17 protein-coding genes are annotated in these 20,347 nt (G+C 43.3%); 11 read left to right on the top strand and 6 right to left on the bottom strand.

Features of this window, described 5'->3' with window-relative positions; translation table 11 throughout:
• Window positions 1–201: 201 nt before the first annotated feature.
• From ACTXGK_RS18245 to ispH, 5 genes are all read right to left on the bottom strand, one after another.
• Window positions 202–702, bottom strand: coding sequence for an IS630 family transposase (locus ACTXGK_RS18245; protein ID WP_443516036.1), 501 nt, complete (start codon window positions 700–702; stop codon window positions 202–204).
• Window positions 689–1,042 carry an IS630 transposase-related protein gene (locus tag ACTXGK_RS18240; protein WP_443515776.1) on the bottom strand — a complete coding sequence of 118 codons (354 nt, stop codon included), beginning with the start codon at window positions 1,040–1,042 and terminating at the stop codon, window positions 689–691. Before ACTXGK_RS18240 ends, ACTXGK_RS18245 begins: the two co-directional genes overlap by 14 nt.
• Window positions 1,043–1,366: 324 nt before the next feature.
• The gene (locus ACTXGK_RS18235) at window positions 1,367–2,182 is read right to left on the bottom strand and encodes a thioesterase family protein (protein ID WP_443515777.1); all 816 of its coding nucleotides are present in this window, start codon (window positions 2,180–2,182) and stop codon (window positions 1,367–1,369) included.
• Between the two features lie 54 nt (window positions 2,183–2,236).
• Window positions 2,237–2,485 carry a hypothetical protein gene (locus tag ACTXGK_RS18230; protein ID WP_443515778.1) on the bottom strand — a complete coding sequence of 83 codons (249 nt, stop codon included), beginning with the start codon at window positions 2,483–2,485 and terminating at the stop codon, window positions 2,237–2,239.
• A 47-nt stretch (window positions 2,486–2,532) separates the two neighbouring features.
• The gene (gene ispH / locus ACTXGK_RS18225; protein ID WP_371531850.1) at window positions 2,533–3,489 is read right to left on the bottom strand and encodes a 4-hydroxy-3-methylbut-2-enyl diphosphate reductase; all 957 of its coding nucleotides are present in this window, start codon (window positions 3,487–3,489) and stop codon (window positions 2,533–2,535) included.
• A gap of 353 nt (window positions 3,490–3,842) precedes the next feature.
• Here ispH and gmk point away from each other — a divergent pair, with 353 nt between their 5' ends.
• From gmk to ACTXGK_RS18185, 8 genes are all read left to right on the top strand, one after another.
• A complete protein-coding gene (gene gmk / locus ACTXGK_RS18220) occupies window positions 3,843–4,469 on the top strand; it encodes a guanylate kinase (protein ID WP_443515779.1) in 627 nt (208 codons plus the stop codon).
• A 174-nt stretch (window positions 4,470–4,643) separates the two neighbouring features.
• A complete protein-coding gene (gene rpoZ / locus ACTXGK_RS18215) occupies window positions 4,644–4,904 on the top strand; it encodes a DNA-directed RNA polymerase subunit omega (protein ID WP_057761396.1) in 261 nt (86 codons plus the stop codon).
• Window positions 4,905–5,259: 355 nt separating this feature from the next.
• Window positions 5,260–7,458, top strand: a complete 2,199-nt coding sequence (locus tag ACTXGK_RS18210; RefSeq protein WP_075107190.1) for a RelA/SpoT family protein — start codon at window positions 5,260–5,262, stop codon at window positions 7,456–7,458.
• Between the two features lie 144 nt (window positions 7,459–7,602).
• Window positions 7,603–7,983 (top strand): RidA family protein, encoded by a 381-nt coding sequence (locus ACTXGK_RS18205; RefSeq protein WP_443515781.1) that lies wholly within the window; start codon window positions 7,603–7,605, stop codon window positions 7,981–7,983.
• 154 nt (window positions 7,984–8,137) lie between these two features.
• The gene (locus ACTXGK_RS18200) at window positions 8,138–10,426 is read left to right on the top strand and encodes a primosomal protein N' (RefSeq protein ID WP_443515783.1); all 2,289 of its coding nucleotides are present in this window, start codon (window positions 8,138–8,140) and stop codon (window positions 10,424–10,426) included.
• Between the two features lie 226 nt (window positions 10,427–10,652).
• Complete coding sequence (locus ACTXGK_RS18195; protein ID WP_443515785.1) at window positions 10,653–11,822, top strand: cation diffusion facilitator family transporter; 1,170 nt, start codon at window positions 10,653–10,655, stop codon at window positions 11,820–11,822.
• Between the two features lie 579 nt (window positions 11,823–12,401).
• Entirely contained in the window at window positions 12,402–13,106 is a 705-nt protein-coding gene (locus ACTXGK_RS18190) for a hypothetical protein (RefSeq protein ID WP_443515787.1), read from the top strand.
• A 90-nt stretch (window positions 13,107–13,196) separates the two neighbouring features.
• The gene (locus ACTXGK_RS18185; protein WP_443515789.1) at window positions 13,197–15,083 is read left to right on the top strand and encodes a monovalent cation:proton antiporter-2 (CPA2) family protein; all 1,887 of its coding nucleotides are present in this window, start codon (window positions 13,197–13,199) and stop codon (window positions 15,081–15,083) included.
• A gap of 23 nt (window positions 15,084–15,106) precedes the next feature.
• Here ACTXGK_RS18185 and ACTXGK_RS18180 read toward each other — a convergent pair whose 3' ends face one another.
• A complete protein-coding gene (locus tag ACTXGK_RS18180) occupies window positions 15,107–16,036 on the bottom strand; it encodes a DUF2628 domain-containing protein (RefSeq protein ID WP_443515791.1) in 930 nt (309 codons plus the stop codon).
• 197 nt (window positions 16,037–16,233) lie between these two features.
• Between ACTXGK_RS18180 and trmB the strand changes: the two genes are divergently transcribed.
• The 3 genes from trmB (at window position 16,234) to ACTXGK_RS18165 (ending at window position 20,302) form a co-directional block, all read left to right on the top strand.
• Window positions 16,234–17,073: a tRNA (guanosine(46)-N7)-methyltransferase TrmB gene (trmB, locus tag ACTXGK_RS18175; protein ID WP_443515793.1), complete on the top strand. Its 840-nt coding sequence runs from the start codon at window positions 16,234–16,236 to the stop codon at window positions 17,071–17,073.
• A 1,038-nt stretch (window positions 17,074–18,111) separates the two neighbouring features.
• Window positions 18,112–19,164: a recombinase RecA gene (recA, locus tag ACTXGK_RS18170; RefSeq protein ID WP_201598074.1), complete on the top strand. Its 1,053-nt coding sequence runs from the start codon at window positions 18,112–18,114 to the stop codon at window positions 19,162–19,164.
• A 52-nt stretch (window positions 19,165–19,216) separates the two neighbouring features.
• Window positions 19,217–20,302, top strand: coding sequence for a regulatory protein RecX (locus ACTXGK_RS18165; protein WP_443515795.1), 1,086 nt, complete (start codon window positions 19,217–19,219; stop codon window positions 20,300–20,302).
• Window positions 20,303–20,347: the final 45 nt, after the last annotated feature.

Raw genomic sequence — 20,347 nt, 5'->3', positions numbered from 1 at the left:
CTCAATTCAATCAATAGTTATCTAAATGGACTAAAAATGAGGACACGCCCTAGTCTCTTCAGTTTTTTGGATAATTCAAACCTGTCTAAATTAATCAGTATGGCTTCTAATTTACGAATCATTCAGCCATCAGAATATTTATGAATTTTAAAGTCTATATTGATGGGGTAAAGCGTTCAACACTCACGCCAATAGCTATAGTCAGTCCATAATAAAATTAGTACAACCCATATCATGGAACAGTTTGTCTAAATTATTCTCCATCCATCCTTGGCGTAGAAACTTTGCCTGTGCCCATTTCTTTTCGATAGGATTCAAATCAGGGCTGTAAGGTGTTAGAAATAACAGACGATGACCATGTCTATTGAGTAATCTTTGAACGCGTTTATGAAAGCTGGCATTATCCATGACGATAACGCATGGTATTTTTAAGCTTGGAATCAGTGTGTACTTGCACCAATCGTAGAATATGTCACCATTAATATTTTTATCAAAGTAATTTAGTGCAAACAGTATCTTTTCATAGAGAGCACCAATGACGTTGGTTCGTTTTTTGCCTTGCCAGTTGTAACGGTCGATACAAGGCTTACCTATCGGTGCATAGCCATATGGTCTGATAGTTTCAGCCTGAAAGCCACTTTCGTCCATGTAAACAATAGGATAGCCTTGCTGCATAAAACTATTAAGTTTACTCTGATATATCGCTCTTTTTACTGGACAGGCTTTTGGATGCTCTAAGGTCTTTTTTTTGACTGATGCCGAGGCGTTTTAAAGCGGTTTTGATGCCCGACTTGCTACACCCAAAGCGCTTTGCTCTCTCGTACATGTAATCGTCTGGATACTGTTCAACGTCTTTTAATAACGCTTCATTAAGTATTTTACTGGGTGGCTTATTGCGAGTTAGTTTGATACTAGGCTCTTTGAGCCAATTCTGTAGCGTGGCCTTACTAATGTCATAAAATGCACAAGCTTGCCTGATACTCATGCCTTGTTGTTTGACACTTTTAATCACTTGAGCACAAAAGTCTGCTGAGTAAGTCATAATCTTTTTACTTTTCGCTTGGTTTAAAAGGACTGTGCTACTTTTATAAAGTCTTTACTATATAAGCATCATTTTTTAGCGTAAGAACAAAAGCTAACCACTATTCTGAATAAGCCTCTATCAATAACTCCCAAATAGTCGTCAGTTTTTTTGAAAATTGATTATGTGCTTTCATAGTAACCTCTATGTCGATTGATATCGTCTGGTTGGTAATATCTTCTTGTTAGTTACTATTAAAACCATTTCTCCAATATTTGTATAATTAATTGATTACAACTTATCGTTTCGTTTTCCAAAATCACTAGATAGTTGATTCTTTCTTTTTTAACGTGGCATCGGGCGAATGGTGAGAATTTGCTCACTACGACCGAACGGCCCGTATACATCGTGCAATACCGCACTGGTCAACCCAATACCATCATCGCCATATTGTTGTACGGCTTCAATACCCAACCAACGACCTTTCGGAGCGCGATGCATATGGATTTGCAAATCCGTATTGGGGAACATCCACTCTAACTTAGATAACCCAAGACCCAATCTTGGTACAACACCATTGGCCGTATCGACCATACCTAATAGATGCACCAAGTCATCAGTCAGCTCGCCTTCCACCATGTCAATATCATTGGTAATCCATACCATGCCGCGTCCGGGACGACGATCCTCTGTCGCCACCAAACGTACGCTTTCAATAAAGCCGCCCGGCCAACCTTTCATATCTTCCCAAACGGGCAACTCTTCAGGTTTGTATTTTGCTGGTTGATCTTCAAGTCCGGCAATCTCGCTGGTATCTTGCGTAATCAGTCGCCATGCTCTTGCAATAATGGCATCACGGCCACGGCTACTCATAACCGCTTCAATCAATTCAATAGTCTTACCTGGTCGGATACAGCGAGTAGTAATGGTAAAATTATCGAGCGGTATCAGGCCTAAGATATCAAGACTGACACGAGCAATACGGGTATTGGCTTGCAGCGCAAAGTTATTAATCTCAGCTGTCAGAAGACCTGTTGCTGGTGCCATATGCTGCTCATGCTCATTCCAAGCGCCTTGTGCATGCTTGGTTGGCTGGTAATGCGCCACACTGACGCCGTCCTCTGGCTGTTCGCGTTTGATAAATTTGTAATAAGCAGTCATAGCTATCCTATATTTGGCACTTTCACCTGTATTTTTTATTTATGCTTGTACTTGCTATTTATGGGTAAGCTCTTGTTTTCTTAGTATAAGAATACCGCGAGCTTTTTGTATAAAGAACAGTAAGCAAATCATTATGACTGCGAGTACAGCGTAAAGAACGCTTTTTTCTACCATAAACTTCATGATATTCATAAACAGTACAAAGACCACTGCCACCATCACGAGCATATTGAGTTTCAGTTGCTTATTCACTTCAGCGAGCGTGGCCTCTGCCAATACAAATCTGGCTTTTGGTTCTTTCATGCGAGCTTATCCATATAAATGACGATTCATACAAATATAAATTCTAATTACTTACCAACTTGGGTGACAGGAATCCGTAAGGCTTTTGGCAAACTAAACGTTACGTTTTCCTCAATACCGGATAGCTCACTAGGCAGATCGCCACCCCAGTCCTGCAACTGTTGCAACACTTCTTGGATCAATACTTCAGGCGCGGATGCACCAGCGGTCACACCGATACTCTGCACACCATCCAACCAACGCTTGTCCATCTCACTAGCGTTATCGATTAGATACGCACGGCAATTCATACGCTCTGCTAGCTCGCGCAGACGATTAGAGTTTGAGGAGTTTGGCGAGCCGACGACTAAAACGACTTCACATCGACTGGCCAAATCTTTTACCGCATCTTGGCGGTTTTGGGTGGCATAACAGATGTCGTCTTTGCGGGGACCTTGAATACTAGGGAACTTTTCACGCAGTGCATCAATCACGCGAGCCGTATCATCCATCGATAGGGTCGTTTGAGTCACAAATGCCAGGCGTTCGGCATTTTCCACAGTCAGAGCAGCAACATCAGCTTCGTCTTCCACCAAATGGATTTGCCCACCGTTTTTTGCATTAAATCGACCCATAGTGCCTTCGACCTCTGGATGTCCGGCATGTCCTATCAATACCGCATCCATACCGTCTTGTGCAAATTTTGCCACTTCGATATGTACTTTAGTGACCAAAGGGCAAGTGGCATCAAATACAGTAATATCACGGCGGCCAGCTTCATCTTCGACTGCTTTAGAGACGCCGTGAGCAGAGAAAATCACCACAGACCCGTCCGGTACTTCGTGAAGCTCTTCAACAAACACCGCGCCTCGATTGGCCAAGTCTGACACCACAAATTTATTATGTACAACTTCATGACGGACATAGATGGGTGGCTCAAAACGTGTTAGTGCTTCATTAACAATCGCAATCGCACGGTCCACACCAGCACAAAATCCACGGGGATTGGCAAGATAAATTTGCATAAAAAGGCCTATCGTCGGATAATTTATATCTAAAGCTTATATGTAAAAGCTTTGATTCAAAAGTTGAGGCAAAATCAATGCTCTACTTTAGCATAATTTGATTTTATTGCCCTCAAAAATAGCAGTGCGCTCATTGTAATATGTCATGTGCAACTATCAGCATGCCAACTACATATTGCAAAACCCGCTTTATCTCACATAAAAGCAGTTTATAATGACGCAACTATTATGATTTCTATCGCCATACATGATGGCTTTTTTTCTTTTTTCCAGTCTCTACCCATGACTGAATCATCTTTTAGTCTGTTACTAAGACACATTTTACTAGCACATATTCTCTTAGGATAAATTGTATGACAGGTTCATTATTCATTGTTACTGCCGCTTCAGGTACTGGCAAGACCTCACTGGTTAAGCAACTGCTTGCTACGACTAACGACTTAACTGTCAGTATCTCACATACGACTCGCATTCCGCGCCCAGGCGAGATTGATGGTCAGCACTATCATTTTACAGATACTGATAGTTTTACCAATGGTATCAATGCGGGTCTATTTTTAGAGCATGCAGAAGTATTTGGTAACTATTATGGCACGTCAGAGGAAAGTGTACGTACCCAGCTAGCGGCGGGTATTGACGTTATTTTGGAGATTGACTGGCAAGGGGCGACGCAAATTAGAAATATCTTTGCCGATGCCATTATGATTTTCATTCTACCACCTAGTATTGCTACATTGCGCCAACGTCTCTCAACCCGTGCGCAGGATTCTGTAGAAGTGATAGAGCGCCGTCTAGCTGGCGCGGTCACCGAAATGGCACAATATGTGAATGCTGACTATGTGGTAATCAATGATAATTTTGACGTAGCCTTAGCTGAACTAAAAGCGATTATCGTGGCGGATAGACAAACCCTTAGCCGTCAGCAACAACGTTATCATCGTACGATTAGCAACTTGCTAAATAAGCAAGTAGAAGAGTAAACTAAGCTACAATGTTCGTCAGTTGCTTATCTAATAAGTAGATATAAAAAGCAACTACGCGACTTGGCAAAAAATGCTATAATATTTAGCTATCCCCATTTATGTATTTGATATTATTTTTATTGAGTGGCGGGCAAGGTCCGTGGCTAATAAAAACAACCGAGGTAGCTATTTATGGCACGAGTGACGATTGAAGATTGTTTGGATAATGTTGATAATCGCTTTGAGCTGATTTTGGTCGCAAGCAAACGCGCCCGCCAATTGGCCAAAGGTATTGCCGAGCCGTTGGTTGATGTCGATAATGACAAGCCTACAGTATTGGCGTTACGTGAAATTGCCGCTGGCAAAATCACCCGCGACATTCTAAATCAACCAGAGCATAACTTTGCAACGAGCTCACTTGATTTGGCATTGTCAGGCGATCATAGCTTCTAAGAAGCTATTTTTGATAAGGTTTGTTTTACCAAGTCTTTGAAGCTGATAATGGCTTTATGAGATAAACATGACCTTTATTGATAACAAAGACCACAGCATAGGCTGTGGTTTTTTGGTTGTAACTGTATTGTATTTGCTATTTTGATAGCCATTTATCTATCAAAATAGCCCACTGAGTCAAATTTTTTCGTCGCCTACTCGCTTATCAGTTGACATTGAATGCGATTTGCGATTAATTAGAGAATGGCCTATCCCTACTTAAATTTCGTATGGTTGGTCAATATTCAGTCACCATTCACTGCTTACTTTGATCCAGGATCAAGTCAGTCAGTCATGGAAAATAGGATCGTCATTTATGAGTCAAACCCTACCCAAACTCAGTCATCATCTCGTCGATGACGCTCAATATAACTTGCTGCGTTCAGTCGGTTATCTCACTGCTGCTGAGCGCCGTGACATTGTTGATGCCTGTGAGTTCGGTGATATTGCGCACATTAAAGACAAGCGTAAATCAGGGGAACCTTATATCACTCACCCTATCGCAGTGGCTGAGATACTAGCTGGCTTTCGCTTAGATCGAGATACGATTATTGCAGCGATTTTGCATGACACGGTCGAAGACACCGACGTCAGTGACGAGCAGCTTGAGCAGCGTTACGGCAAGATAGTGGCTAGGCTGGTCGATGGTGTGACAAAACTAAAGTCATCATCTCACAATAAGCAGCAAAACAAAGCAGCGACCTTTCACAAAATCTTGACCGCCACACTCGCAGATCCACGTGTACTTATCATTAAGCTTGCTGACCGTCTACATAACATGTCTACGCTTGATGCCGTGCGCCCTGAAAAACAACGTACGACAGCACAAGAAACATTAGATTTTTATGTGCCATTTGCACGCTTGATGGGTCTCAATGATATCGCCGATTATATTGAGGTGCTGTGTTATCGTAACCTTGATTCTGATATGTACAACAAGATATCTGACAAGCTGCTACAGCATGGACTTGGGCGTAATTTCCAAAGAGAAGCCATTCATCGTTATCTGAGTATCGTACTCAATAATTTGGGGCTCAACGGACTGGTCAAAGTATTAGACAATCGCGTGGTCATTTACCGCCAGTTTTTCCGCAATCGCGGAGAAATCAACACGCTGCTACGACACTATGCCTTTGAGATTGTCCTCGATAATATCGAAGCTTGCGACAAGTTGGCGTATTATCTTATTAAAAAGTATCAAATTGATGATACGCATATTGCGGATAATATTCGCAGGCCGTTACCGGGTGGCAATCAATCACTCACGCTCATTTATGAGCGCGACAATGATGTCGTAAAAGTGACTATTTTGACCAAGCAAATGCAAAGTGCTGCCAGGCTCGGTGTTATCGGTGCAGAGCATGCTTCTGATGTGAGTCAATCAGTTATCCAAGCGTCACTGCGTAACATGAAAGACTTGGTCGATGAAGACAACTTAAATGAAAATAGTCCTAACTTTTCGGCAGCGGTCTCCACTATTAATGAGTTAATGGATTATTTGCACTCGAGTAAGATTATTTGTTATAGCCCGCAAGGTCGTGCCTATGAGCTACCACAAGGGGCAACCGCACTAGACTTTGCTTACGCAGTCGGGCCTATGGTTGGTAACGTCGCTGTCGGTGCCAATATCGATGATAAAGCAGCAAAACTCGGTACCGTGGTAAAAAACGGACAGTCCGTTGAAATTGAGATAAACAGTCACTCAGAACCAAAAGCAGAATGGTTAGGATTTGTGGTGACCAACAAAGCGCGTGAAGAGATATTACGTTGGTTCAAAGACTTGTCTACCGCTGACAAGCAGCATCATGGTCGTCAAGCGTTAGATCGTGCCCTCAAAACCTATCAAAAAACGCTCGATGACCTAACAGAGGATGATTGGAAAGACCTGACTGAATGGCGCGGTGTGACTGAAAAGAACGCCCTATTCGAACAAATAAGCTCAGGTACACTACTGCCACAGCTTGTAGTCACTCGTTTGTTTAACGATGAAGTCAGTGACGTGCAAGCCAAAGCGCACAACGAAGACATGACACAGCCACAGCAGCTGATCGCCAATGCCTCTGGGGTTGAACTTGATTTTGCTAACTGCTGTCATCCAATCTATGGTGACCCTATCGTTGGGCACTTATCTCGGCACGGCTTGGTCGTGCACCGACACAAATGCTTTTCGCTTGACGACATTCGTAAAGACAACCCCTATCAGGTGATTCAACTGCGTTGGCGTAGTGATAACGCTGTAAAACAAGGTGAAACAGACGAGCATGATATAAAAAATAGCGGCAAAATTCGTTTTCCTGCTTACTTAAAGCTGTCTATTGCGCTTAGCGATGAGCAAATCAGTGAGGTGATTTATCATCTGCGCCAGCTGCATATGGGGGTTGAGACCGTTGACGTGCGTAATAGTGATACTATCATCCATATCATCGTACGCAGTCGCAATCACTTGGCTCAAGGCATTCGTGAGCTGCGTTCATTACTCGGCTTCCCTAACATCATACGGCTATATCAATTATAATAACCCTGTCTGTCTGGCAAGCTCTTTGTCTAGTCAGATTTGAACGCATCGGGCTGAGGTTTTGATAATCTCTAAAACAATAATAGGTACTGTTGCTGGTTAGCGTGCAACAGACCAACCAATAAAATACGAAAAGGACATAATATGACTCGTCAAACGATCCAAACAGATAAAGCTCCCGCAGCTGTAGGCACTTACTCACAAGCCGTGAAAGTTGGCAACACCGTTTATATTTCAGGTCAGCTTGGTTTTGACCCTGAAACCATGGAATTAAGAGAAGGTTTTAAAGCACAGGCTGAGCAAGTATTCGAAAACATTAAAGCGATCTGTGAAGCGGCTGGTGGTAGCATCAATGACGTGGTTAAGTTCAATGTGTCTTTGACTGATTTAAGTGACTTTGCGGTTTTAAACGAAGTATTTGTGGCGAACTTAAGCGAACCATATCCTGCTCGTGCTGCCGTACAAGTCGCAGCCTTACCTAAAGGTGGTGTGGTCGAAATCGAATCTATCTTATATATTAACTAAAACTGATAGTAATTTTTTTATATAGTCCTATTATTTAGATAATCCTATAACAGTCAATCCATCATAAGCTTAGCATCATGCTAAGCTTATTGGTCTCTGCCTCTTTTTCTTTATTTCACATCAATATTAATCTGATAAGACTGCGAAGCCGTTTATGTTGGTACAAGTTGCGCTGCCCGTACCCCTTTATCGGGTGTTTGACTATAGCTTACCGGCGGATATGCTTGCTTCGCCAGACCATCTGATGCCGCCAAATGGAAGCCGCGTTGAGGTTTCATTTGGTCGCCAAACCTTAATTGGTATCGTGATTGCTCATGTTTCTGAAGATGAGAGCAGTGTACCTATCAATAAAATAAAACCGATTAATAAGTGTTTGGATGCTGACCCTATTTTGGACCCCAGCATGCTCAAGCTGGCCTATTGGCTGGCGCGTTATTATCATTATCCGCTCGGTGATGTCTTGGGCGTCATCCTGCCAAGCCTTGTCCGCCAAGGCAAACCACTAGATCTGCTAATTACTCATTGGCGAATATTGCCGCATATCACTGATGATGATTTTCGTGCCAATGCAAAAAAGCAAAAACAGCAGTTTGATATGCTAAAGCTACATGGTGAGCGCGGTGCTAGTGAAGATGTTTTGCTACTAGAAGGTATGCAGCGAGCATTTTTAAAAACGCTCGAAGACAAAGGTCTAATCGAGCGCTATATCCAAACTAAGCAAGCCCCTTCTCCCGTGAAATTGGCAAAAATGCCGCTTGATCTCAATGATGAGCAAAAATGTGCCGTTGATGCCATCGTTGCTGCGCATGAGTCTGAAATCTATACTGGCTTTTTATTAAATGGTATTACTGGTAGCGGCAAAACTGAAGTCTACCTACAAGCGATGCAGGCGGTACTAGAAGCAGGCAAGCAGGTACTTATTTTGGTGCCTGAGATTGGTCTCACACCGCAGACACGTGCACGCTTTGCCAGTCGATTTGCCGCTCATATTGTTTTGCTGCATTCCGGCTTGACCGATACCCATCGCTTGCAAGGCTGGCAAGACTGCCGCACCGGTCATGCACAAATTATCATCGGTACGCGCTCAGCAGTGCTCTATCCATTTGCAGCATTGGGATTGATCGTCGTTGATGAGGCTCATGATGGCTCGTACAAACAGCAAGACACACTGCGTTATCATGCGGCTGATGTCGCACTCTATCGCGGCCTACAGCATAACATTCCAGTCATATTAGGTACGGCAACGCCTTCTCTTGAGCATCTAAAACTGGTCGAAGACGGCAAGCTGATAGAGTGTCAACTATTGACTCGTCCCGGCAATGCCAAGCCTGCAACCATGCAACTGATTGATGCGCGCCTGCAAAGCACTCACCAGCAAGCGCAAGATGATGGTGCTCGCTATGACACAGGGCTGACAGACTCAATGATCGGGGCAATCAAGCAAACGCTAGAAGCCGGCGATCAGGTATTAATATTTTTGAATCGTCGTGGCTATGCGCCTGTTTTATTGTGCGAGGCTTGCGGTTGGCAGGCAGATTGTCCCCGCTGTGACGCGCATTTGACCGTTCACTATAACAGTCAAGCGCAGCACAGTGGCTATTCAGGCAGCTCTTATTTAAAGTGCCACCATTGCGATTGGCAGGCTTATATTCCTACAGTATGCCCTGATTGTGGCAGTCAAAACCTAGATGCCAAAGGTATGGGTACTACCAGACTCAGCGAAAACCTGCATGCGATCTTTGCCAATCCCCAAACCAGTAAAGAGCTCTATCCGATTATTCAAATTGACCGTGATACCACAAGGCGTAAAGACAGCTGGGAGAACATTTATCAGCAAATTAACCAGGGCAATCCTGCGATATTAGTCGGCACACAAATGGTCGCTAAAGGTCATCACTTTCCTAATGTCACGCTGGTCTGCTTACCCAATGCCGATCGCGGATTTTTATCGGCAGATTTTCGCTCACCAGAGCATACGGCACAGCTCATGATTCAGGTAGCGGGCCGTGCTGGTCGAGGCGACAAAGCTGGTCGCGTATTGATCCAAACACTACAGCCTGACAATGAGCTACTTTTAAAACTGGTCAAAGATGGCTACTTGTCATTTGCCCGCGAGCTATTGCAAGAACGTAAAATGATGGGCTTACCGCCTCACAGTCATGCCGCATTGATACGCTGTGAGGGCAAGACGCTGGCAGCCACTACTCAAGCGCTCAAAGATGCCATTGCTCATCTGCCAAGCGCCCATAATTTGGCTGTCCTCGGCCCGATTGACGCTCCGATGAGTAAAAAAAATAGCCGCTATCATGCACAGCTGCTGCTCTTAGCCAAAGACCGGCAGCAACTGCACCATGTATTGCATCAATGGTGGCAGCCCGTACTTGCTTTACCAAGTGCTAAATATCTCAAGCTTACCTTAGACATTGACCCCGTTGGTTGGTAAAGCCGGTGCCTTTTATTCGTAGGTGTTTTGCATGGTGTTGTAATCTTTGTAATATTTATGATTTTTGCATTCTGGTTATTTTTACTTCGTCGTTACAGCTTCTGATACTTGGCTATGTTAAATTTATAGCCCTCATCAAATGGTATTTGATCAAAATCTCACGTCTACTTGATCTACAATCGATACTGTTTACTTAACCTAGCTATTCGCTGACTTGAGTGCTGTTATGAATCAGAATAATCCAAACCCTGAAGAGCACAATCATCGTCATCAAAATGATAGCCATGAGCACTCAAGTAACGATTATGACCGTAACGATACTCATAATCACGAGGACAGTCACGACCATGATGATCATTTAGAACAGCAGACAGCATCACGAGACACCAAGGGTTACCAGCGCACCTTGCTCTTTAGCTTTATTATTATCACCGGTTATATGTTTATTGAAGCTATCGGCGGCTGGCTCACTGGTAGCTTGGCATTACTATCCGATGCAGGGCATATGTTAAGCGATGCCATCGCGCTTGGCGCCACCCTAATGGCATTCAAAATTGGCGAAAAAGCAGCCACGCATCAAAAAACATTTGGCTATAAGCGTTTTGAAATACTGGTCGCGACCCTCAATGGCGCCACGCTCGTTATTATTGCCTTGATGATTTTTTATGAAGCGATCAAACGCTTTAACTCTCCACCAGAAATCGCAACCCAAGGTATGCTAATCGTTGCCACTGTCGGTATGCTGGTCAATATCTTAGTTGCATGGCTCATGCACCGAGGCAGTCAAGGTGGGGAGTCACACGGGCACAATCATGGTAGTAACGATGTCGCATTAACAAAAACACCCGATAACAAAGAACCTGTCAATCTCAATATGCAAAGTGCTTATTTGCACGTGCTGAGCGATCTGCTGGGCTCTGTTGCTGCTATTATCGCTGCACTCTTGATGATGGGATTTGGTTGGGTATGGGCAGATGCCGCGGCATCCGTGATTGTCGCCATTCTTATATTAGTCAGTGGATACCGTGTCGTACGTGATTCTGTGCATATATTAATGGAAGGCACCCCTGGCAACATATCGCTAGTCAATGTTGAGCAAAAATTACTCGCACACCCTCAAGTACAAAAAGTCCATGACCTACACGTTTGGAGCATTACTAGCGGCCTGAACGCGCTATCTTGCCATGTGGTGGTAGATGGAGAAATGAGTATTCATGAGTCGAGCAGCCTCATTGCCAATCTTGAACAAAACCTATCAGCGCTTGGCATTCATCATGCGACTATTCAAGTAGAAAGCCTGTCACATCCACAAAACAGCTCACATAGTGAGGCTCTGGTTTGCGATATTTCGGGACAAGCACCTGCTGGCAACAGTCATATTGGGCATAATCATTAAAAACAAATACCAGTATTGTTAGAAACCTGACCAATTATTAGTTACGTTTCATCAAATGATACAAATAAAGCAATATGTGCCAAATAATCCAAGTAGCCACCAATACCCAAAGGCTGAGACCAACTACGAGTAATGTCATTCTGATCCATATATCTAAACAGCCGTTGCAGATATTTGGCAAATAGACTGAGCCCATGTTTGACATCATCAGCAACCAAAACCCAAGTGCAAGTATGACTCCGGTACAAATGACGATAAAGGCTATTTTGCTAATAATTTTCAATGAGGCTCGTCACTTAGGACAGACTGTCAGTTCTGATGAGTAGTTGCTCATAAAGGTCAGTCTCAATAATCTGATTGGCCATAAATCATTGTTGTCTTATATAGTATTAAAAATAAAAACCTATGAGCCAATGAAATAAGAATATTTCACTTAAGTTTGCCTAAAATTTGTTTCTACGATTGTAATAGCATGTTAAAACTGATGAAAAACCCTATCTCTCGACCATATTTTTGATATAAATTCTGTATACTTAAGACTGACTACCCCTTTTCACGATCTATTGATGATATAACATTATGTCTAGACGCTCAGCACCCTTTGTCGCCCCAGACTATATCGATGATCCTATGTCAAAAGACGGCAAGAAACACGCCAAAGTTTTGCTATCGACGTTGCAAGAAGACATTGCAAACTTTCGTCATGAGCAATTTCCGCCTGATATTTTGCGCCAGATTCGCGATATGCCTATCTATGAAGGCAACTTAGCAGAGGTACAGGCTTATCAGCAGCGCTGGAAAAATCTACTTGAGCGCGCCAAGGATTTTTATCCAGCGGCCAATATGCCACCTGACTATCTGCCGCTCCCAGCCAGTCTTGAGATACCGCAGTTTATCTACCATGTTCAGCGCCTACATTTAACCAAAACGCGAGCCAAGGAATCCAAAAGCTTTGGTTCAGTTGGTGCGCTGACTGATAAATGTGGACACTATACTGATGATGAAGTTGCCCGCATGACAGCGGTACTGGATAATGATGACGAAGCGCGTTTGGTCGCTCATCGTGAGTTTATTGATCTGCGCGCTTATGTTTTTTGCCGCGATAGCAAGGGTGAGATGCTAGAGCCTGAACGGGTACGTTTTTATCGTACTGGTCTTATCGTCCATGCTTTGCCTGATTTTAAGATTGTTGATAGCAGGCAAACACCGCGCAAACGCCGCAACGACGCTTATAACAATCCGCTTGCAGATAATGGTATTTGGAAGATTTATCGCAAAAAATAATGTATGTTGATGCTATATTTTTTCGTGATACTAATTTTAGTTATACCCGTTTTAAATTGCTTATTTTGTCCTAATTTCTGAGGATTCCAGATGTTCGCTGCCGCCGCCGGCTCACCAAATTTAATGTTACAAGCCACTATCTTTTTGGGAGCAGCGCTGCTCTTTGTTCCCCTTGGTAAACGCTTCGGTATTGCAACGGTCCTAGGCTACCTCATCACAGGGCTTATATTGGGTCCAAGCGGTTTGGATGTGGCGGGTGACGCTGAAAGTCTATTGCATTTTTCAGAGTTTGGCGTGGTCATGCTGCTATTTATCATCGGGCTTGAACTGCAGCCCTCGCGGCTTTGGGCGCTGCGCCGCTCTATATTCGTTCTTGGCGGTCTACAGGTTGGGCTGACTGGGACGCTATTGATGGGGCTATTGCACCATTTTTTCGCCTTACAGCTAGACACCGCTTTTATCGTTGGCTTTGGTTTGGCACTCTCCTCGACCGCTTTTGTACTGCAGATACTGACCGAAAAACAGCAGCTTTCAAGCACACATGGCCGCGAAGCTTTTACTATCTTGCTATTCCAAGACATTGCGGTTATTCCTTTATTAGCGGTCATTCCGTTCTTGTCAGGAGTTCGTGAGCAAAGCTACGATTTACTATACTTTGGGAAAGTATTTGCAGTCTTTGCCGGTCTCATTTTTGCCAGTCGTTATGTGGTTCGACCATTCTTTAAGTTTGTGGCCTCAAGCGGTGCTTCAGAATTACTAACAGCGGTCGCGTTGTTTATCGTCATGGGCGTGTCTATTTTGATGGGTCAAATTGGTCTATCAATGGCATTAGGTGCATTTTTGACAGGTGTGTTGTTAGCTGACTCTGAGTATCGACACGAATTAGAGGCCAGTATCGAACCGTTCAAAGGATTGCTATTAGGTCTATTTTTCATGTCAGTCGGTATGCTCACTGACGTCAAACTCATTTTGGCCAAGCCGATATTTATTATTGGCTGTGCCCTCGCCTTAATGTTTATCAAGTTTGCAGTGATTGCAGCCATCGCCAAAGTATCAGGTAACCGCTGGCCAACCAGTATCAGATTGGGTGTGACCTTGGCGCAAGGCGGTGAATTTGCCTTTGTCCTGTTCAGTGTCGCCACCGCCCAAAATGTCTTACGTCCTGAGCTTGCCAATACGCTAAACCTTGTCGTTACGATCTCAATGGCACTGACACCACTGGCCTTTTTGTTATTAGAAAAAATAGGCGAACCATTATTTGCCAAACGCAAGCCAAGTCGAGAATACGACACCATTCCTGATCATGAGCATCAGGTAATTATCGCAGGCTTTGGCCGAGTCGGTCAGATCATCGGTCGTGTGCTTCGTATGCATAACATTGAATTCACAGCCATTGAACGTTCTGCCAACCGAGTAGATTTCGTGCGTAAATTTGGTAACCAAGTCTATTACGGCGATCCAAAAAACCCTGAGATTCTACGAGCTGCAGGTATTCAAAAGGCGCGTGTCTTTATTTTGGCAATCGATGACCTAGAGCGTTCCATCACCACCGCTCAGTATTTACGCAAAAACTATCCTGAGTTGATTGTATTAGCCAGAGCGCGTGATCGTCAGCATTATTACCGTTTGCGCGAAGTTGGTGTGCGTCACATTTGGCGTGAGACTTACTTGTCATCTTTAGACATGTCACGTGAGTCGCTACAGCTACTCGGTATCTCTCCAGAAAAAGCTCGAGAGACAGTGAAAACGTTCCGTGATTATGATGACGACCTGATTGAGCGTCAGCAAGCCATTTACGATGATGAAGCCAGCATGATTGAGTCCGCACAATCAGCGATGGCAGAGCTTGAAAGCCTATTTGATGAAGATATCGGCAAAGCGCGCAAGATGGATTTGACCGATTTCTACGAAGCCTTGAAGAGCCAAGCGACACCAGTTGACGAACCAAACGATACCGCAACAGACTCTAAACACTAGCAAAAAATAAATAGGTATAGCCCCTAGTCAGACAGGCAGTTTTTAGGGGCTTGTTTTTTATTCAGTGAGCTTGTGCAGTCCCAGTTATCACTGTCTGGTATATGATAGAAAACCAATGTCTGCTCGTTCAGATAGCGGATTGGGAACGTCACATTTTGAATCGTTGCAATTACTGCACAGTCAGTCATTGGCACTCCAGCAGCTTGAGTATCGACATACATGCGCATCTGTTGCTCCTCGGTACTGAGTGGCAAATCTACAGGACACTGCCCTGTCTGCTGATAAATCAACGCCACTCGGTTTTGGGCATTTTTGGCGATATCATAAGCATCAAATAGCACTTCATTTTCTTTTGGTTTGGCGATAATAGGTAAAAACTGCACCTTAATGACCAATAATGCAAAGGCAAAAAAACCAAATCCTAGTGCCAATCCAAATAAACTGACGCCGCCTTCTTTTTTCAAATGCGATTTTTGTGCCGCCTCATCTCGCGGATAATCGTTAATCGCATCCGCGATCTCACGTCGCGCCATCCGGTAATAATATGCATCTGTCCAGCGTGCCACCATAGCAGACCAAAACAACCAAATAATCGCAGTAATACCAATCCGCGTTGCCATTTGATAAGCGTCTGGCACATAAGACATCGCCACAAACTCAAAGGCAACAAGCACAATGGCGACATTAAGCTGAATAAATGACCATCCTGCTACGCTATACACAATGGCATCCATATAGCGTTTACGGTATAACAGCCAAGGAAAAGTAATAAAAAATGCAGCCCAATGCCATTTTGGCGACAGATAGCCTTGCTGATCAAACTGCTCAAAGCGCTTGAGATAATAGCGCTGGGTACGATCACCGATAAACCATTGATCCAGTTGCTTGCGTTTAGTAGGTGTTAATGACTCTTGATAAAACGGTGGCGGTGAATCCGTCTCAATAAATAACATGGCAATACGCTCTACTGACTCTTAGAAAAAATATCTCTTAACGATGACACTATGATAACGCTAAAACCCATATCTAGGATAGAGAAACGACAGAACTGAGCAGCAAACGCGCTAAAATAGGATTGTACGTTCACAGTTGTATGGATTTAACTTATAATGAGCCAACATCACTCACCTAATTAAGCCTTACAAATCCTATGAGTCAACATTCTGATATCAATGACACCATCAATAGTAATAATACTACTGATGAGCAAACCTCTAATAACACTCATGCGCCTATCGATACGGATACAAACGCTAGCCAAGAGATTGAACCTAGCTCTGATAAACACATTCGCATCGTTAATACGTTTATGAAGCGGCGCACGCACATGAACAAAAACGCCGAGCTAGCACTTACCGCACCAGAGTTTTCTGAGTATCTGGTCAATAACAGTTTCGGCGATGGCGACCTTTCAGGTATTGATGACCTGCGAGCGCTGTTCGCTGATAGCCCGAATGGTTCTGACGCACCGCTGACCTTAGAGATTGGTTTTGGTTTGGGTGATTCATTTATTGAGATGGCAGCCGCAGAGCCCACGCGCAATTTCGTCGGTGTCGAAGTGCACGAGCCAGGCATTGGTAAATGCGCTTATATGGCAGGAACGCAAGACTTGAGCAATGTCAAAATCATCAATGGCGATGCTATTCAATTGCTGAAGCAACTACCAGAAAATCACATTGATCGTATTCAGCTATACTTCCCTGATCCATGGCAAAAGAAGCGTCATTACAAACGCCGTTTCGTCAGTCCTGAGCGTATGGCTATCGTTACGCGCAGTCTAAAACAAGGCGGCTGGTTTCATACAGCCACTGACTGGGAGCATTATGCATTTTGGATGGTTGAGGTATTGGATGGTTTTGCTGGATTGACCAATAAAGCAGGCGCGGGCAACTTCACTGACCGTCCTGACTTTCGTCCAATGACCAAGTTTGAGCGTCGCGGTCTTGAGCGTGGTCACGGGGTCTGGGATTTGATTTATATCAAAGACTAGCAAATACAATCTTGCTATCGATAATTTTAACAAAGCGGCTATTCTATTTAGCCGCTTTTTTATGTCCGTTTATAAGCTTGCTATCACAGCTATAAATGTGCTTGGCGGGTCGTTGGTTGCTTTTATCTCGTCATACTCTTGACTTTAAAGCCCTATAGTATGGTAATACGTGAAAGAATCATAGATTGTAATTATGTGAAACATAGCGCCCAGAGCCCTATTTATCGATGAAAAATCATCTTTGACGCACAACATTGGAAGCTTGCAATATATAACCTATACACGCAAGCATAGATATCATAAGGGCTTCGAGAGTTCTCCCCATAAGCTGTGGATAACCCTGTGTATAAGTCACCACTTGACAAGTATATGCCTAGGAAACTTAAAGGATAAGGTAAAATCGTTCATTTTTTGTACAATTTAAAAAACATTTAAAAACAGTGACTTATATTAAATATGAAGCCATAAAAAATTATTTTAAATATTTTTAAAAATAATTTAGCCGTTTATAATGTTTCACAACCAATAAAAATAAAAACATTATTTGTTGTGGACAACTCATAAGTCTATTGACAAACATAGCTGTTATCAGGTTCAAAAACACATTTGATCAAATGGCTATCTTCGTGAATCCTCACTCTTATATCGTACGACATTCAGTGTCGTTTAGCATCGTCCAAGACTCAATATAGCGCTTGGATTTTGTTATAATTACTCTATCGAATCAATAGCACTACAGAGATTCAGATAGCTGTTAGTCGTTAATATCCGACTCAAAAGCTATTGTAACTGTGATTGATTATGAACTTATTTTTACTTCTCTCGTTATTTAATTTTACTGTATAGTAGAGCGATATCTCGATATTACTACTGATAGCAGTCATATGACAACCTGTTTATTTAAGCCCGTTGTCAGAGCGCTAATAGCTACGTTACTTACCTTATTAGCAACGCTCAGTACGCACCAGTTATCACTCTTAGTCGCATAAATATTTTATCTATAGCACCAAATCAATTATCAAAAATAAGGAATCCAATATGGACGACAATAAAGCCAAAGCCCTCAAAGCGGCATTAGGTCAAATTGAAAAGCAATTTGGTAAAAACACCATTATGCACCTGGGTGATGACTCAGCCATTCTTGACGCTGATGTGGTTTCAACAGGCTCTCTTGGTCTAGATATCGCGCTTGGTATTGGTGGATTGCCGAAAGGTCGTATCGTTGAGATCTACGGTCCTGAAAGCTCAGGTAAAACCACAATGACCTTGCAAGCTATTGCGGAGTGTCAAAAACAAGGCGGCACCTGTGCGTTTATCGATGCTGAGCATGCGCTTGACCCTGTCTATGCACGCAAGCTAGGCGTCAATACCGATGACCTACTACTGTCACAGCCTGATAACGGTGAGCAAGCGCTTGAGATTACTGACATGCTCGTGCGTTCAGGCGCGATTGATATGATCGTTATTGACTCGGTTGCTGCCCTGACTCCGCGTGCAGAAATTGAAGGCGAGATGGGCGACTCACACATGGGTCTGCAAGCGCGTCTGATGAGCCAAGCGCTACGTAAAATTACTGGTAATGCCAAACGCTCTAACTGTATGGTTGTGTTTATTAACCAAATCCGTATGAAAATTGGTGTTATGTTTGGTAGCCCAGAGACCACAACTGGTGGTAATGCCCTTAAGTTCTACGCTTCTGTGCGTATGGATATTCGCCGTATTGGTGCGGTCAAAAACGGTGATGAAATAATCGGTAACCAAACCCGTGTCAAAGTCATCAAAAACAAAATGGCACCACCTTTCCGTCAAGCTGAGTTTGAGATTACGTATGGCGAAGGTACCAACCATTTGGCAGAAGTGATTGACTTAGGCGTCGAGATTGGCGCGGTTGGTAAGGCAGGTTCATGGTACAGCTATGGCGATGAAAAAATCGGTCAAGGTAAAGCCAACTCTGTCCTGTTCTTAAAAGAAAATCCTGCTATTGCTAAAGAGATCGAAGATAAAATTCGTGACGAAAAACTTGGTACGAAAAAAGATAGCAAAGCGCCTGAAACTGACGATGTAGAACTGGCGCCTGAATCTGTACAATAATGGTTCGTTAGTAACCATTATCAGTGACCGCTATAAATAATCATGACTTATTATGAAAATTAAAACATTGGCTGAAATCTTAGCTGAGTCGGAAACCGACTCAGCTGGTTCTGTTGATAGCAAACGAAAAAAACCTACTAAACACTCCTATCAAAACACATCTAAAAAATCAGGTAAATCTAGCAAGCCTTCTAAAGACTCAGCTCAAGATCATTCAAGCACTAGTGAACCTACTGTTGATACAGCGTATTTTGAAGAATCTTCTGCTAAGATAAAAAAAAACTCCAAATCTAAAAAACGTAAAAAGCGCTTTCATCCAGCTGCTAACTTCACCGCTGAGCCAAGCGATACGCCTACTTATCATCCACCTGAAGCACAAACTATCAAAGAGATGCTGGCAGAAGTCAAACTCAACGTTCATCGTAATGAGACAGAGGATAGTTCAGCTATAGATAATAGTATTGAACCGTCTTCAGGAAGCTTGGATCATGAGTCCGAATTGTCTACCGCTAATGATAGCGACATAGACAGCCAAGGCGACAATATACCAGCCGCTCTCAAAGCTTACTTACGTACCCCTGAACAAAAACAAGCAGAAATCGATGCCATTAAAGCTGAAAGCCGACTACGTTGGCTCGCATTCTATTATTTGTCACGCCGTGAATATGGCAAGGCTGAGCTCAAACAAAAACTGATCGACAAAGAACAAGACCCAGAAAAAATCGATGCCCTACTCGATGAGTTCGAGGAAAAAGGCTATCAGAGCGATTACCGTACTACCCTAATGCTCATACGTGAGAATATTCGTAAAGGTCGTGGACGCGGACGAATCAAGCAAGAGTTCTATCGTAAAAAAATCGCTATGCCAGGCAACATCGATGAATTGATTGATATGGCAAATAGCGACTCTGAAGAATTTAGCGAATTTGTCGATGACAGTGCAGATAATTTGGTCGATGGCGTAGATTGGCTAAAACTCGCTGTGGTAGCCCGTACCAAAAAATACGGTGATGACATACCTACTGAGCAAAAAGACAAAGCCAAACAACTTCGATTTTTGCAGTACCGAGGGTTCAATACAGATATCTGCTTTGCAGCGCTCAACTACACAGTGGAGACCTTAGACGAGCGATTTTAAAACCTTAATACTATTATAATAGACGTAAAAAAGAGCACGTCGTCA

The organism is Psychrobacter sp. T6-5 (assembly GCF_052258485.2).
Taxonomy (GTDB): Bacteria; Pseudomonadota; Gammaproteobacteria; order Pseudomonadales; family Moraxellaceae; genus Psychrobacter.
The sequence above is the reverse complement of the archived record's forward strand: the minus strand, read 5'-3'. Positions and strand labels throughout refer to the sequence as shown.